At 68.5% G+C, this 13,645-nt stretch carries 19 protein-coding genes; 12 read left to right on the top strand and 7 right to left on the bottom strand.

What is annotated here, in order from left to right:
- Positions 1-38 precede the first annotated feature (38 nt).
- The 7 genes from ABZ135_RS32780 to ABZ135_RS32750 all read right to left on the bottom strand — a co-directional run bounded on the left by ABZ135_RS32780 (position 39) and on the right by ABZ135_RS32750 (position 5,352).
- Positions 39-329 carry a hypothetical protein gene (locus tag ABZ135_RS32780; RefSeq protein WP_356701009.1) on the bottom strand — a complete coding sequence of 97 codons (291 nt, stop codon included), beginning with the start codon at positions 327-329 and terminating at the stop codon, positions 39-41.
- Positions 330-370: 41 nt separating this feature from the next.
- Positions 371-604 (bottom strand): type II toxin-antitoxin system CcdA family antitoxin, encoded by a 234-nt coding sequence (locus tag ABZ135_RS32775; RefSeq protein ID WP_356701006.1) that lies wholly within the window; start codon positions 602-604, stop codon positions 371-373.
- A 176-nt stretch (positions 605-780) separates the two neighbouring features.
- Entirely contained in the window at positions 781-1,503 is a 723-nt protein-coding gene (locus tag ABZ135_RS32770; protein ID WP_356701004.1) for a hypothetical protein, read from the bottom strand.
- A gap of 142 nt (positions 1,504-1,645) precedes the next feature.
- On the bottom strand, positions 1,646-2,218 hold the full coding sequence (locus ABZ135_RS32765) for a guanylate kinase (RefSeq protein ID WP_356701002.1): 573 nt from the start codon (positions 2,216-2,218) through the stop codon (positions 1,646-1,648).
- Positions 2,218-3,261, bottom strand: a complete 1,044-nt coding sequence (locus tag ABZ135_RS32760) for an AAA family ATPase (RefSeq protein ID WP_356701000.1) — start codon at positions 3,259-3,261, stop codon at positions 2,218-2,220. The genes ABZ135_RS32765 and ABZ135_RS32760 overlap by 1 nt, the downstream gene beginning before the upstream one ends.
- Positions 3,262-3,466: 205 nt before the next feature.
- A complete protein-coding gene (locus ABZ135_RS32755) occupies positions 3,467-4,009 on the bottom strand; it encodes a GNAT family protein (protein WP_356700998.1) in 543 nt (180 codons plus the stop codon).
- Between the two features lie 8 nt (positions 4,010-4,017).
- Positions 4,018-5,352: a hypothetical protein gene (locus ABZ135_RS32750; protein WP_356700996.1), complete on the bottom strand. Its 1,335-nt coding sequence runs from the start codon at positions 5,350-5,352 to the stop codon at positions 4,018-4,020.
- A 350-nt stretch (positions 5,353-5,702) separates the two neighbouring features.
- Here ABZ135_RS32750 and ABZ135_RS32745 point away from each other — a divergent pair, with 350 nt between their 5' ends.
- The 12 genes from ABZ135_RS32745 to ABZ135_RS32690 all read left to right on the top strand — a co-directional run bounded on the left by ABZ135_RS32745 (position 5,703) and on the right by ABZ135_RS32690 (position 13,620).
- Positions 5,703-6,110 carry a WhiB family transcriptional regulator gene (locus ABZ135_RS32745; protein WP_356700994.1) on the top strand — a complete coding sequence of 136 codons (408 nt, stop codon included), beginning with the start codon at positions 5,703-5,705 and terminating at the stop codon, positions 6,108-6,110.
- 137 nt (positions 6,111-6,247) lie between these two features.
- The gene (locus ABZ135_RS32740; protein WP_356700992.1) at positions 6,248-7,657 is read left to right on the top strand and encodes a hypothetical protein; all 1,410 of its coding nucleotides are present in this window, start codon (positions 6,248-6,250) and stop codon (positions 7,655-7,657) included.
- 226 nt (positions 7,658-7,883) lie between these two features.
- On the top strand, positions 7,884-8,162 hold the full coding sequence (locus tag ABZ135_RS32735; RefSeq protein WP_356700990.1) for a hypothetical protein: 279 nt from the start codon (positions 7,884-7,886) through the stop codon (positions 8,160-8,162).
- Positions 8,162-10,255 (top strand): FtsK/SpoIIIE domain-containing protein, encoded by a 2,094-nt coding sequence (locus ABZ135_RS32730; RefSeq protein ID WP_356700988.1) that lies wholly within the window; start codon positions 8,162-8,164, stop codon positions 10,253-10,255. Before ABZ135_RS32735 ends, ABZ135_RS32730 begins: the two co-directional genes overlap by 1 nt.
- A gap of 63 nt (positions 10,256-10,318) precedes the next feature.
- Positions 10,319-10,567, top strand: coding sequence for a hypothetical protein (locus tag ABZ135_RS32725; RefSeq protein ID WP_356700986.1), 249 nt, complete (start codon positions 10,319-10,321; stop codon positions 10,565-10,567).
- A gap of 94 nt (positions 10,568-10,661) precedes the next feature.
- Positions 10,662-10,916 carry a hypothetical protein gene (locus ABZ135_RS32720; protein WP_356700984.1) on the top strand — a complete coding sequence of 85 codons (255 nt, stop codon included), beginning with the start codon at positions 10,662-10,664 and terminating at the stop codon, positions 10,914-10,916.
- Between the two features lie 45 nt (positions 10,917-10,961).
- Positions 10,962-11,129: a hypothetical protein gene (locus tag ABZ135_RS32715; RefSeq protein WP_356700982.1), complete on the top strand. Its 168-nt coding sequence runs from the start codon at positions 10,962-10,964 to the stop codon at positions 11,127-11,129.
- Between the two features lie 11 nt (positions 11,130-11,140).
- Positions 11,141-11,359, top strand: coding sequence for a hypothetical protein (locus ABZ135_RS32710; protein ID WP_356700980.1), 219 nt, complete (start codon positions 11,141-11,143; stop codon positions 11,357-11,359).
- 22 nt (positions 11,360-11,381) lie between these two features.
- Entirely contained in the window at positions 11,382-12,203 is an 822-nt protein-coding gene (locus tag ABZ135_RS32705; RefSeq protein ID WP_356700978.1) for a hypothetical protein, read from the top strand.
- Between the two features lie 45 nt (positions 12,204-12,248).
- A complete protein-coding gene (locus ABZ135_RS32700; protein ID WP_356700977.1) occupies positions 12,249-12,656 on the top strand; it encodes a hypothetical protein in 408 nt (135 codons plus the stop codon).
- 27 nt (positions 12,657-12,683) lie between these two features.
- Positions 12,684-12,896, top strand: a complete 213-nt coding sequence (locus ABZ135_RS32695) for a hypothetical protein (RefSeq protein WP_356700975.1) — start codon at positions 12,684-12,686, stop codon at positions 12,894-12,896.
- A gap of 88 nt (positions 12,897-12,984) precedes the next feature.
- The gene (locus ABZ135_RS32690) at positions 12,985-13,620 is read left to right on the top strand and encodes a hypothetical protein (RefSeq protein ID WP_356700973.1); all 636 of its coding nucleotides are present in this window, start codon (positions 12,985-12,987) and stop codon (positions 13,618-13,620) included.
- Positions 13,621-13,645: the final 25 nt, after the last annotated feature.

Raw genomic sequence — 13,645 nt, 5'->3', positions numbered from 1 at the left:
TGGATATGGCTCAGGGCCCACGTGAGGGATCGGCGGTGTCAGTCGGAAAGATCCAGCGAGAGCCGTACCGCGCGGGAGACGGCCTCCATCTCCTCAGCGGGGATGATCCCGAGGTACGTGCCCGAGGTCAGGAACGAGGCCGTGACGGTGTGGAGCTGCGTCCCGATGACGGTCGCGGCCACCGGAGCCGTGATCGGTGCGGACAGCAGCGTGTCCGGCGCGGTGCCCGAGGTGTCACACACCGCCGTCACGGCAGTCAGCGGGTACGCGGCCATCGCGGAGTCCGCCTGGAGCACGGCGAAGGTGTGGCGTCGGCCCCGAGGCGTCACGGCTTCCCAGACCTGACCACGACGCAGCGGCGGGGGAGTACTCACTGGCCACCGCCGGGCAGGCCATCGAGCGTGTCGAAGGCAAGCTCCTCAAGGTCCTCGATCGCTTCGGCCCGCCCGGCCTGCCACGCGGAGAGCCGGTCCGCAGCATCGCGGACAGCCTGCGCCTTGAGGGCCTTCGCGGTGTACGCGGACACGTTCCCGCCCGCCTCCGACTGGATCGCGGTCAGTATGTCCGCGGGCAACGTCACCGTGATGCGCTTCGTAGTCGTCATACCTTCCAGAGTATCGACACGCATACCAGCATGCATACGCCCTGGCGGGTGATACCTCCCAGGCTCCCAGCTCCGCCACCAGACGCCTCTACCTGCGAAAACAGGGGTGCTACCTCTCAGCTCTCCTGAGAAGAACGGACAATGCGGACGCGACCTGGGAGGTTCGATCGGACCCGTCAGCCCCGCCGCAGCGCCTTGAGATCCTGCAGCGTCAGCTCGTTCGTCGTCCGATGAGGGCTCTCCGTCCAGGCGAGAATCCCGGGATCCGCCTTCTCGTACGGAGCGCCGGCAGCGGTGTTCTTGCCGCCGGTCGCGGCGACCTCGGAGAGGTAGGCGGCCAGAGCGTGCGGTCCGCCGCCCTCGTAGCCGACGCCGTATCCGAGCGCGGTCTGCTGCGGCAGGATCGACAGCAGCCCCTTCTCCGTCCGGACCCAGAAGTGGCCGTTGTCGACGATGAACCGGTCGAAGACATCGTCGGGCCGCAGGTCCAAAGGGGCGTACGTCCGGTAGAACCACTGATCTATGTTCCCGGACACGGTGCGGTAGTGCTCCCCGACCACCGGCATCCCGAACTCGAGGTCGTAGAAGGAGCGGCGGCACTCACAGCCCGATCCGGCGAAGGCCGACGGGCTCTCCTTGTCTTCCTCCACACACGGATGGAACAGCGCCGGGATCTCCTGCTGCGCGCTCACCAGACTGCAGTGCAGCGCGTTGGGCTCGCAGCGCTCCAATCGGTCCACCCACTCGCGCGTCAACGGGGTCTGCTGCTGAGGATGGAACGTCACATGGGCGTTGAGCGCGCCGAAGGCGAGCCCCATCCGCAGCTCGGTGTACATGACGAAGTGGAGAGATCCCCGCGTCGGGTCGGTCAGGTTCAGATCCTTGTGCTGATAGCTCAACTCGGCGCTCCCCGATACAGGTTGGACCTGGCGGCCCAGACTGCCTCGACCCTGCACCACCAGAACGGACCAGGCCAGAGCACCTCCAGCCAGACAGCAAAGGGCCGTGTTTCCCGCGGGAAACACGGCCCTGATCCATCAGCTACGCCGGGCCGGCCCCGGGATCCGAGGCCAGCCGGATGCGGTCGGCGGTCACGGCGGGGGAGTAGGCGCCGGTCTGCACGGTCAAGTCCCAGACCTGATCCGGGTGGGCGTCGACGTCGTCCTTCGTCGCCTGCCACGCCTTGATCCGGGCCTCGGTGTCCGCGTCACCCCGTCCGACCGACCGCTCCTCGGTCTCCTCCTGGGTGCACCACAGCAGCACGGTCGTCCACCGCGCCGGGTACGCGTCCATCACCGCGCGCACCCCCTCGATCTGTCCGAGGTGGAGGACGGGCACGAGGCCGGCCGCGACCATCTCGTCCAGGCCCGGCTTGTCGACCGCGTACGTGTTGCCGTACCGGGAGTTCGCGTAGATGACGTCGCCCGCCTCTTCGAGCGCGGCCAGCTGCTCCGCGGTTCCCATCCGGTAGCCGCTCGTCTTCCCCGCGCCGACCTTGAAGCGCTGGAAGAGCGCGTACGAGGCGTCGCGCTCGACCAGGGCCCGGGTCACGGTGTCCTTCCCGGCAGCGGGCGGCCCGTACAGGATCACGGCGCGGGGGAGAGGACTGGTCATCAGGCGTACATCCTTCCGAGGGCGAGCTTGGCCTGGTCAGTGAGGGAGACGGCGCTGCCGAGCCGGTTGTCGACGACGAAGTGCGGCACCTTCGGCGCGAAGTCCTCGTCGACGCCCTTGATGTACTCCTCCCAGTTCGCGAGCTTCCACGCGTCCCGGGCCGCGGACCGCAGGGTGATGTACTCCCGCATCGAGTCGTGATCACACCGGACCCAGATCACCGCCAACTCGGTGCCGAACGAGCGGCACTTGTTGGCCAGGCGCTGCATCCAGGCCGGATCTCCGAGCTCCTTGAGGAACGGCGCATCGAGCACGGTGGAGATGCCGGCCTTGATGTTGTCGTACGCCGACTCCATCAGGCACTGGTACTCCGCATCCCTCGCCTTCTCCAGGTAGAGCGGCGTGTGCCGGTCGTGCGGGTCACCGCCGTGCGCGGTGAGCAGCGCCTCCACCAGCGGACGCGTCAGCGAGTCCTTGTCGAGCCGCGGCCAGCCGGTGATGTGGCTGATGAACTCCGCGAGCTCGCTCTTCCCGCTCCCCGCGTACCCGCCGACCAGCACCATGTGCGGCCGGTGCGGATCACCACCGGTGTGCCGCCGGCGCCACGCATCCATGATCCGGTGACGCAGGCCGTGGTGGTCGACCTCCCCTCCCGCGTCGATCTGCAGCAGCGCGGACTCCACCGCCTGGACGTGCGCGCCGGTCACCATGTCCTGCTGCGGCGTGAGCCTCGGGAGGTGGGACTCCTCCTCATGTGGCAGCTTGTGCCGAAACCCCAACTGCCAGGGCGTGGCCCCGTACAGAGCGCAGTACGCCCGCTGGTAGCGAGGGTCCGGATACGCCTTGCCCGTCTCATGGTTGAAGACGGTCTGGAAGTTGCCCTGCAGCGCCGGCTTGAGCTTCAGGACCTCCGAGATCTTCCGTAGCTCCTCACCGGCCTGCTCCAGGGTCAGCGAATGATCATCGCGATGTTCCCGCAGCTTCCTGGGCTCCCACCCAGGCCGTTCCTTCGGTGCCACTTCGTTCCCGCCGATCGTCTCCATGGCCCGGAGGCTAGGTCCGCCTCGCGGGACGCCGGTATCACTGCCGAGTTGAAGAGGAAGTTGAAAACGCCCCCTGAGCTGCACGAATGCATCCCTGTGAACTGCACCATAGCGCTCAGGTGTGTCAACTCGGTCAGCAATTCGAAGGGCAGCAGAAAGCCCGGGTCGACGACCCGGGCCTGGGAGCGGAGCGCGTCGCCTCCTACTAGGACTGCCATTCGTGTGCGAGGACGGAGTACAGGACGCTGTCCCGCCAGGAACCGTTGGTGAAGACGTGGTCCCGGAGGATTCCCTCCCGGGTGAAGCCGAGTCGCTCCACGAGCGTGATCGAGGCGGTGTTCTCCGGGCCGATGGCAGCGCTGATCCGGTGGAGCTGGAGAACGCCGAAGGCGAAGTCGGTGAGCGTCCGCGCGGCATCTGTGGCGTACCCGTGGCCCCACTCGTCAGCCGCGATGGCGTAGCCCAGCTTCCCGGCCTTGACGCCGGCGAAGGCGACGCGGGCGAAGCCGATCATGCTGTCGTCGTCGCGGCGGGCCACCGCGAGGTAGAACTCCGTCCGCGGTGACTCCTGGGCACGCTTCACCGCACCTTCGATCATGGCCAGGGCCTCGTCACGGCTACGGCTGTCGAAGGACAGGAAGTGCGTGACCCGGTCGTCACCGATGATCTTCAGGGCGTCGTCGACGTCGTCTAGCGTGAATTCCCGGAGGACGACACGCTGGCCGGTCAGACGCAGGGGGTAGGTCACGGATCTCCTCAACGGGGCAGAGACTTCAGCGGCGTGCGGGTGAACATCTCGATCTGCTCTTGCAGGTCAGATCCTGCCTCAGCCAGGGGAGAGTCCCGCAGCGCGCGGTGTACTCGCTGCGCGCTGTGCACGATCCCGTTGATGCGCTGCTCGGGTGCGAGGTCCAGGACGGGAACGACGGCCTCGGTGGCCCCCTCCAGCTCGCCCATCTGGATCCGGGCGATCGCCAAGTCCGCCCGGCTGCCCGCCTGGTCGCCGAACGCCCACTCGGGAGCCGACTCGTCCTCGTACTCCAGCACGGCCCGCTCGGCGTAGTCCTGGGCGGCCCCCGCTTCGGAGGGCAGCCACGTCAGAGCATCCGCGGCGTAGTAGATCTGGCGCGCCCGGCCGAATGTGCACAGACCGCCCAGCTCATCCACTTCGTCCTCACGGACCGACTCCCAGCCCTCCTCCGCCCGCCGGATCGCTGCACGTGACTTGTCGGCGTTGCCCAGAGCCGCCCAGGCGCGGGCCTCGTTCATCGGCAGCCACACCTTCGCCGTACTGCCCGCCAGATCCGCGAACTCCGCACCGGACTGCGCGTACTGCACAGCCTCGCGAGTGCGGCCGGCCCAGTACGCAACCAAGGACTGCACACCTCGAATCCACGCCCGCAGCCCGTTGTGGTCGGCCTGATCCGCGCACATGAACGCCGTCCGGGCCTGGGTGAGCGCGGCGTGCGGATCAGCCAGATCGTGGCTCGCCTTGGCCAGCAGCCCGCCGGTCACACCGGCCAGGAGATAGAGCTGACGAGCTTGCCCAGGACGCCGCTGGCGCTCGAGCAAGGTGTAGATGGTGTCCTGCGCCTCGATCATGTCGGGCAGCAGCTCGGAAAGCGGCCGCTGCGGATAGTCCATGGCCAGGCGTTGAACATCGGCATGGACCTGATCCATGGCCTCGGGAGTGAGGTCGGTCTGTCCTGTTGCCAGGGCGAAGCGTCGGGCCCGCTGTGCCGCCACGTTGATCAGCTCCTTGTCTGCGGTGGGATGGCCAGTCGCAACGACCAAACCCGAAGGCGTGCTCCCCGCAGTGACGAGTGCCCCATCCCATGGGCTGAGCAGCTCCTCAAGCGGTTTGCCGAACATCATCTGCAGAACACGGCGGGTGACGGGGTTGACCCCGGACCGCTGACCAGAGGCAAGTCGCCGAAGATGGCGGGCAGTTAGCGTCGCGTCCTCGCCCATCTTGCGGGCCAGCACCCCGAAGTCACGAGCGATCTCCTCGTACGTCTTGGGCTGCTGTGAGAGCAGCAGCTCAAGCACGGTTCTTGGATCCTGGCCGCTCTTGCCGGCGTTGCCAGCCATAGCGTCGCCCCCTGCTACGTGGTCTGCGTCTTCAGGTTCCCGCGCTTTCAGTGAGCTGCCGCTCCAGGTCCTGTTCTGGTCCGCATGCGGTCCGCCAGGGGTCCGGGGCAGGCCCTCGCATGGTCATCGTCTCCCATCCGAGGCTTCTCGTCATGAAGTTGACGAGTACTCAGCGCAGGGCAGCGGTCGACGCAGCGTCGCTTCCTCGGACTTTCAACTCGGACTGCCACCGAGTTGAAGAACGCGTTGAAGTCCGGGTTGAAGGAGAACCGCAGAGCATCGTGATACTGCCCGGCTCCGAATCCCGGTTGGCTTGTCTCACCGATCACCGCAGCTCGGAGGGGGCACCGATGAACGCACTGCCGCTCGACACCGCTACCGAACTCGCCCGCCGCGTCACCCTGGTCCGCGACTCCGTCCCCATGGACGACCTGGCGGCCGCGGTGGACGAACTGGGGGAGTGCCGGCGCTTCGACGCCGAACGCTGGCTCATGGACACGACCGGCACCCGCTCCCTCGCCCGCGACCTCGTACGCACCGAGCAGGAGCGCAGCATCTGCGAAGGCTGCCCCGTCCGCGACCGCTGCCTCTCCCTCGCGATCCTCACCGGCGACACCCGCGACAGCATCCACGGCGGCCTGCTCCCCGTACAGCAGCGCCGCGTCGCCGCAGTGCTCCCGCAGGAAGCGCAGGCCGCGCCCCTGCTCCGACTCCCCTCCCGCGTCGAACCGGCCTGTCCGCTTCCCGCGGCAGCATGACGAGTCGGGCGCGTAGCCCAAAATGTAGTGTGAGTGTTGCGTGATCTATGCGGCTACTTGTAGCGTGAGGTTAGCGCGCTTCGCATAGCAGGAATGAAGCAGTGTCGAAGAAGCGCGCCTGACCGAAGGAGAGGCAGATGACCAGCTGGATCGAGGGTTTCGCTGAGGCGAACCCCTGGCCTGCTGCTCTTGCGGCGGTGGTAGTGGCCCTGGTGGGGCTGGGGCTGCTGGCGCGGGGTGGCAGGGCCGGGGCGAGGGCTTTCAGGGCCCGCCGCTACTCGCAGGGTCGGCTGACGGTCGCGCAGATGGTGTCCGTGGTGGGCGCGCTCGGTGCGACGGGTGTCGGTGCGAACACGGCGTGGCGGTTCGCGGGGGAGCACCTGCACATCACGAACGTGGTGGAGCGGGCGGCACTGTTCCTGGTCGGTGAGGTGATGCTGTTCGGCCTGGCGCTGATGGCGCGGCAGAACCTGCACAATCCGTCGATGCGGCGTACGGGTCTGCCGGGCACGCTGGTGTGGGTGCTGTCCGGGTTCCTCGCGGTCCCGGCGATCTCGGAGTCTGACTCGTTCGCGGGTGCGGCGTGGCGGATCGTGCTTGGTCCGCTGGGTGCGGCGCTGCTGTGGCACCTGGCCATGGGTATCGAGCTGCGGCAGAGCGGTGAAGAGGACGCGGAGAACAACGGCGTCGGCGCGAAGATCCTGCGCCGGGTCCAGCAGCAGATCCTGTCCTGGCTGGGTATCGCCGACCACGATGTGACGGCGGAGGACATCTACCGGGAGCGGGCCCGCAGCAAGGCCGCTGACCTGGTCGACCGGCTGCGCAACCTGGACGAGAAGAAGAGCAGGGGCCGCAAGGGCCGCAAGCTGCGGGCGCAGCTGCGTACCACGCTCCGCAAGGCCGGCGTCGCCGGGAGCCAGGAGCGCAAGCAGCTGCTCTTGGAGGACCTCGCCGTCTCCGCGCACGCCCCGGCCCTGGTCGACCTGGAGCACGCCTCCCCGTGGGAGGAGGTCCTGGAGCTGGCCACGGTCCCGGCGGTCCCGGCCCTGGAGGCCGGCCACCCCCTCCCCGCGTCGAAGACCGACGCCGACGAGGAGGAGTGGAAGCAGCTCCTGGAGGCCGCGGCCGCGACGAACGGCCAGGGCGAGGACGGTCCCGACGACGACCACGACGGCCCGAAGGGCCCGGGTGGCGCCCCGCTGCCGGAGCAGAAGGGCGACGACAGCGAGGCCGTACTGAACGCCACGGTGTGGGCCCCCGAGGCCGCGCCGGAGAGCGAGCCGGAGCCGGTGCTGACCGAGGCGGAGATCGCACGGGCCCGGCACATCGAGGCCCTCAAGGGCGAGGACCTGAAGACCAACGCCGACGCGATCCGCTACGCGATCCAGGAGACCGGCACCACGGTCGCCGGGCAGCTCGTGCGGTGGCTCGCGGAGCACGGCCGGGAGGGAGTCAACGAGGGCCAGGCCTACCGCGTGGCCAAGAAGCAGGAAGAGGAGCAGCGCCGGAGCAACGTTCGGCCGCTGCGCCCTACGACGGGGGCCTGACGTGGACGCCGGGATGCAGTGGGCGAGGCAGGCGGGCAGGCCCGCGATGTCGCTCTCCGTGCTCGTCCCGGCCCTCCCGCAGGACTGCGGCAGGACCCCTCAGCAGGAGAAGAGCAGCGAAATACCTGATCAATCCCGTAGTGGACGGGTGGACCGGTCGGCGGATGAAGAGCTTGCAGGCAGTCACCGCCGACCGGCACGGCCCACCAGCTCAGTGGAGGAAACCGTGAGCGACATTCTGGCAGTGCCCGAGCAGGGGCCGGAGCAGGGCAGGGACGACACCGAGAGCAGTGAGAGCAGTACTGCACCGGTACTGCTCGTGACGCTGGAAGAGGAGATGTACAGCGGGCTGTCGCCCAAGATGCAGGGGTTGCTCGAGGAACTGGTGCACCTGGGCAGGAAGAGCGGCATCTGCATCCCGGACGAGCAGCGGACGATCGTGCTGCCCGCGGCGCCGGACATCAACTACCTCTTCCCCCTCCGTACGGATGCGAGGGAGCAGTAATGCCGGTCTGGATGGTGCTGGCCGGCGTCCTCGTCCTGGCCCTGTTCTTCGGAAACCGCGGTACGCGCGCTGAGCGTCGCCTTCTGCGCCGGATGTCCCGGGTGCAGATGCCGATGCAGGCGGCCGACGCGCCGGACTGGATGCCCGGGTCCTGGGCGAATGGCCAGAAGCGGCACTGGCTGAGCCTGGTGCCCCGCTGGGCGATCGTGCTCTTCGTGCTCCTGGCGGCCGCGCTGGCCGTCGGCGGATGGTGGCTCTGGGTCAACTACCAGGGCTACGTCACCGCCGCTGGCCTGCTGATTCTCGTGACGTCCGTGTGGGCGTGGCGCCGTGGCCGTGAGGCGCGGCGGCACCGCGAGAAGGTCCTGAAGCCGTTCTTCGCGGTGCTGCGGAAGATCTTCAGCGACATCCCGGCGGACGCCACGTACAAGCAGTGGGTGCAGATCCCGCGGCACCTGATGGGCAACGACAAGGACGTGTCCAAGGGGTGGCGGGACCGGCTGCCGGAGTCGTGGGTGGAGCGGTACGACTCCTGGGGCTGGGTCGCGAAGATGGCTCTGACCAGGAAGAAGCTGCTGAAGCGGCCGCGTGAGCTGCGGGAGAAGTTCTACGACTGCAAGCCGGTCGCCTGGTACCTGGAGCGGCAGGCGCGGCTGCTGGAGCAGAGCGAGCTGTCGGTGAAGCTGCCGCCCGAGGCGGAGCTGGGCGAGGGCGAGCAGGCGCGGCTGACGGGCCTGGTCAAGCGCCGGGTTCCGGGTGAGTGGGAGGCGCACTGGGACCACCAGGAGTTCAAGGTGGTCTTCCGGCAGCCGCCGAAGCCGCCGGCCAAGGTGCTGATGGATGACGTCCGTGAGGAGCTGGAGAAGCTCTCGGCGTCGAAGGCCCTGCTGGGCCTGGGCACCCGCGGGGAGAGCATCTGCATCGACTTCGACGCGGAGACGCCGCACGTCGGCCTGAGTATCGGCACTGGTGGCGGCAAGTCCTCCACGCTGCGGTCGATCATCGCGCAGATGGTCCGCAAGGGCGCTGAGCGGGTCATCATCATCGACCCGAAGCTGATTTCCCTGGACTGTTTCCAGGATGTTCCCGGAATTGAGATCTACACGGAGCTCGCTGAACAGTGGGAGGCCGTTGCAGAGTTCAGGCGGGAAATGGAGCGCCGCTACCAGGTCAAGCGGTTCAACAAGGATGTTAAATTCCCGCGCTGGATTCTCGTCTGCGAGGAGCAGAACGACTTCGCGGAGGAGTCGTACCAGTACTGGAGCGAGGTCAAGGACAAGAAGGACCCGGCCAAGCCGCCGGTATTCGGCGACATTGCCCGCGTGCTTTTCAAGGCGCGCCAGGCGGACATGAATGTTGTGTCTGTGTACCAGCGTCTTACGGCGCGTGCGGCGGGTGGCACGGAACTGCGTGACCAGTACGGCGCGAAGATTCTTGCCCGTTTCTCTCCGCAGGCCTGGAATTCCCTTGTCGGGACGACCCCGAGGCCGAAGTCGAGTCGTCACAACGGCCGCGCCATCGTGGTCATCGGCGGCTCGGAGCGGCAGTGCCAGATGCTGTTCATGTCGGATGACGAGGCCCGCGAGTGGGCGCTCAACGGTCGTGAGCCGCTGGCCCCGCCGGTCTACGTGCCGATTGCGGAGCGTGAGGCTGAGGCCCTCCCGGAGCCGGTGTCCATGGTGAAGGGGGAAGTGTCCACGCTTAGCGATCACCAGGGGGTTGTCCATGGACAGTCCATGGACAAAACGGAAGGTAACGGGTCAATCCCGGCTCCCGCTGCTGCGACTACGGAAAGTGATGTCCATGGGGGCGCGGGCAACGTCATCCCGCTGGTGAAGTCCGCCCAGGAGGTCAAGCCGATCATCGGCAACGCGGCCGCCGCGGAGTTCCTCGGCTACGAGGGCGACAAGGGAGTCAAGGCCTTCATCAAGGCCCGCCAGCGCCACAAGGACAAGAACGACGGCGAGGACATCCCCGGCACATTCCAGGTCGGAAAGTACCCGGCCTGGTACCCGAAGGACCTGAAGCGCTGGCACGCGAAACTTCCGCAGGCCGGTGTGAAGGAAATCGCCAAGCAGGCAGTCGGGAAGTAACCCGTTCCCGGGGCGGCCCGGATTGTTTCCAGGCCGGGCCGCCCCTCGGATAGCAAAACCCCGTTGATCCACCGACGGGATACCTCTATCTCAAAAATCAAGAAAGCGGGGAAGCGAGAAATGGTTTCTGGATCGGTTGTCGTCGTTCTCACTCTTCTGGTCGCCGCCCTCGTCAAGTTCGGAGCAATGAAGTTCTGGCAGCCCATAGTCGGCGGCGCATGGGGTTACTACCTCGCCACTTCTTCTATCGGCCCCGAGATCGGAACCGGCCTCGGCAATTTCTTCAACTGGTTCGGCACGCTCAGCTTCTGATTCCGGCCGCCGTCGCTGATCCCCGGCGCACCAGCCCCGGGCATCGGCGTCCCCGACCGGACCGCCCGACCACCGCGATCAAGGAGCCCTACCGATGTTGTTCTTCGGCCTCTCGCCCCTGGCCCGCAAGGCGTTCCTCGCCCTGGCGGTCGTCGTCCTCGCCATCACGCTCTTCACGCCCGACGCGGGCTCGTCCGCCAAGCCGCTCCCGCTGGGCGTCGTGATCACCAACACCGGCACCCAGGTCACCGTCCGCACCGGCGACGGCGAGCTGCACACCGTCGACACCACCCCGGCCGACGTCGCCCAGTGCACGGCCGGCCGCACCTTCCCGACCTGCTCCCACTAACCCGCGACCGGCCCAGGCCGGCGTCGACCCGAAGGAGAAAACGCGATGCGCGTCAGCGACAAGGACTACGTCAACCACAACGAGATGGCCCGGATCGTCCTGCTCGGCATCCGCCGCGAACGCCGGGCGGCCCGCGGCAAGTCCACCAAGCGCCTGGACAACCGCGTCGACCAGATCCTGGCGAAGGCCGAAGCCCGCGAGACCGGCAAGTAGCGGAGATCGCGATGAAGCCTGCCGAGTTCCAGCTCACCGCGGACAACGTCTACGAGCTCTGCGAGCAGATCACGCTCAGCAAGCCGCACTTCCGCTTCAACCCCGCCGCGAAGCGCGGCGTGGAGGTCGACGGCCTCACCGTCCTGGAGCGCGGCCAGCGCCAGGTCGCCTACTTCGGCGACTGGATCACCCGCGACCGCTACGGCAACCACACCGTCCGTTCCGCCTGAACTCCCCCAAGGAGAAGCAGAGATGACCGATCACCACGACACCCCCGACGGACAGCAGCCCGGCGAGCCCCTCTCCCGCGTCGACTTCACGAACATCGACCGCGGCCTCGAGGAACTGCGCCAGCTCGAGGGCTCGACCTCGGCCAAGGACCGCCTCGCCCAGGACCTCGCCCACCCGTCCTCCGTGCTGCGCGACCTGGCCGACGCGGCGGGGGAGTGGCTGTCCGACCGCGCCGACGACGTACGCCAGGCCGTGCTCGGCGGCTGGGGCCAGACCGAGGGCTGGATCAAGGCGACCCTCGCAGGCGTGGCGCTGGTGGGCGTCACCGCCGTCGGCGGCGCCCTGCTCTCCCTCACGGTCCAGGGCATCGCGGGTGCGGTGGACGCGGCGGCCGGCGCCGTCCCGGGCGGCTCCGCCCGTAACACCGGCCTGCTCGCCTCGATCACCTCGCCGGTCTGGACGTACCTGCGCTCCCACACCCAGGGCCTGGCCGTCGACGCCCGCACCGCGTACGCCGTGTGGCTGCTCGCCGTCCTTTCCACCGGCGTCCTGTCGTGCGTCACCAAGAGCTTCGGCGCGCGTCTGGCGTGGGGCCTGACGGGCGCGGCCACCGGCTGGATGGTCTGGCACGGCGCGCCGGCCACCGGCCGCGAGGTTGCCGTCGGCCTCACCGCCATCGCCTGGGCGCTGCTGTCGATCGTGGCGCTGCGCAAGTTCCGCGTCGGCATCACCAACTACGTCAGCAACCGGGTCGCGCCCGAGGTCAAGCCGCAGGTCCACGTCCCGGCTCCGGTCGTCAAGCGCGTGGAGATCAACGGCCGCGCCCTCAAGTCCCTCGACTGATCAGCGCAGTTCACCGCCCGATCCGAGATCTAAAAGGAGCACGTGATGGACATCGAGCAGCTGCTCACCGGAACGACGTACAGCGACCAGTACGACCTGATCCGGCACCTGGACGCGCAGACCGAGCGCGCGTTCACGCTGATGGAGACCGCCTCGATCCAGGCCACCCGGCAGATGGCGGAGCCGGCCGACTTCCAGGCGCCGACCCTGACCAGCCGCGGGCGGATCGCCGACGTCGCCGTGGTGATCGAGGCGATGGTCACCGCCGCGCAGGCCAACGGCGAGAACGAGCTCGCCGAACTGCTGGGCACGGCCGCGGAGACCGCCGACGACCTGCTGATCCTTCTGGCCCGTGCCGCGCACGGCACCCTCCCCGCCACCGCCGACGCGGGCGAGGACGAGGACCAGGAGGACGGCGAGCAGGACGAGGCCGACGAACCCGTCGCGGCCTGAACCCCACAGAAGAGAGGAGGAGCGGAGATGACGCACCGATTCGTGGTCGACATCCCGTTCGACAACAAGGAGACCGGCGCCCGAGGCCAGCAGTGGCTGTGGGTCCAGGCGGAGGACAAGCTCCAGGCCCGTGCGGTCGCGCTGCAGGAAGCGGCCGGTGAGACGGCGACCCGCCACCGGTACGGCGCGGTCCTGGTCCTCAACGACCCGACCCGCCCGATCGAGGTCAGCGCTGGCTGACTTCGCCCCGGGGCGGCCGTCTGCACCGACTAAGGCGACCGGCCGCCCCGGGCCCCCAGCCCCCAACAGAGAACTGGAGACCCCCATCATGACCGCAACCCTGATCGAGATCGAGACCAGCACCCGGCTTCTCGCCACCGAGGTAGAGGACTGGCTGAAGTCGATCACCGAAGCGGCCCCGGCCGCCGACCCCTCTCCCGCGTCGACGAACACCTCCGGCCTCGACATCAAAGCCCTCGCCGCGGCCGGCCTCGCGGAGATCGAGCGCACCGACCGCGCCAGCCAGACGGCCCGCACCCTGGCCCGCCCGAGCCTGCTGCAGCGCCTCACCCGCGCCCACCGCCGCCCGGCCGCCCGCGCCAGCCTCCACATCCGCCGCGCCGCCGCCGTCATGGCGACCGCGGGCTGGTCGCGCACCCATCTCACCGACGCCGCCGGACGGCACTGCGTCCTCGGTGCGCTCCAGGCCGTCGACGCCGACGCGGACACCGTGCTGCGCTCCCACACCCACATCCGCGCCGCGATGACCACCGGCCTGCCGACCCGCTCGGACGAATGGGAGCAAGACCTGGCCACCCGCTGCCGCCGCGCCGGCGCCGACGTCAGCGCAGTGCGCCGCCAGGTCGACATCGCCACGCACAACGACCTGTTCGCCGCCTCCCTCGGCGCCGTCCTGGAGCTGATGGAGACCGCCGCCGCCCTCGCCGAAAACGCCGGCGACTGAGGTGTCCGCTTTCGCGCAGACCATG

The organism is Streptomyces sp. NPDC006339 (assembly GCF_040612775.1).
In the GTDB taxonomy this organism is placed as follows: Bacteria; Actinomycetota; Actinomycetes; order Streptomycetales; family Streptomycetaceae; genus Streptomyces.
This window is presented reverse-complemented; position numbering and strand designations above follow the sequence as displayed.

Bases quoted from the DNA above. Each gene is read 5' to 3' on its own strand.
- ABZ135_RS32695 (WP_356700975.1), top strand. From the start codon at position 12,684: ATGACGCACCGATTCGTGGTCGACATCCCGTTCGACAACAAGGAGACC.
- ABZ135_RS32775 (WP_356701006.1), bottom strand. From the start codon at position 604: ATGACGACTACGAAGCGCATCACGGTGACGTTGCCCGCGGACATACTG.
- ABZ135_RS32760 (WP_356701000.1), bottom strand. From the start codon at position 3,261: ATGGAGACGATCGGCGGGAACGAAGTGGCACCGAAGGAACGGCCTGGG.
- ABZ135_RS32715 (WP_356700982.1), top strand. From the start codon at position 10,962: ATGCGCGTCAGCGACAAGGACTACGTCAACCACAACGAGATGGCCCGG.
- ABZ135_RS32720 (WP_356700984.1), top strand. From the start codon at position 10,662: ATGTTGTTCTTCGGCCTCTCGCCCCTGGCCCGCAAGGCGTTCCTCGCC.
- ABZ135_RS32745 (WP_356700994.1), top strand. From the start codon at position 5,703: ATGAACGCACTGCCGCTCGACACCGCTACCGAACTCGCCCGCCGCGTC.
- ABZ135_RS32690 (WP_356700973.1), top strand. From the start codon at position 12,985: ATGACCGCAACCCTGATCGAGATCGAGACCAGCACCCGGCTTCTCGCC.
- ABZ135_RS32740 (WP_356700992.1), top strand. From the start codon at position 6,248: ATGACCAGCTGGATCGAGGGTTTCGCTGAGGCGAACCCCTGGCCTGCT.
- ABZ135_RS32750 (WP_356700996.1), bottom strand. From the start codon at position 5,352: ATGGCTGGCAACGCCGGCAAGAGCGGCCAGGATCCAAGAACCGTGCTT.
- ABZ135_RS32700 (WP_356700977.1), top strand. From the start codon at position 12,249: ATGGACATCGAGCAGCTGCTCACCGGAACGACGTACAGCGACCAGTAC.
- ABZ135_RS32705 (WP_356700978.1), top strand. From the start codon at position 11,382: ATGACCGATCACCACGACACCCCCGACGGACAGCAGCCCGGCGAGCCC.
- ABZ135_RS32765 (WP_356701002.1), bottom strand. From the start codon at position 2,218: ATGACCAGTCCTCTCCCCCGCGCCGTGATCCTGTACGGGCCGCCCGCT.
- ABZ135_RS32730 (WP_356700988.1), top strand. From the start codon at position 8,162: ATGCCGGTCTGGATGGTGCTGGCCGGCGTCCTCGTCCTGGCCCTGTTC.
- ABZ135_RS32710 (WP_356700980.1), top strand. From the start codon at position 11,141: ATGAAGCCTGCCGAGTTCCAGCTCACCGCGGACAACGTCTACGAGCTC.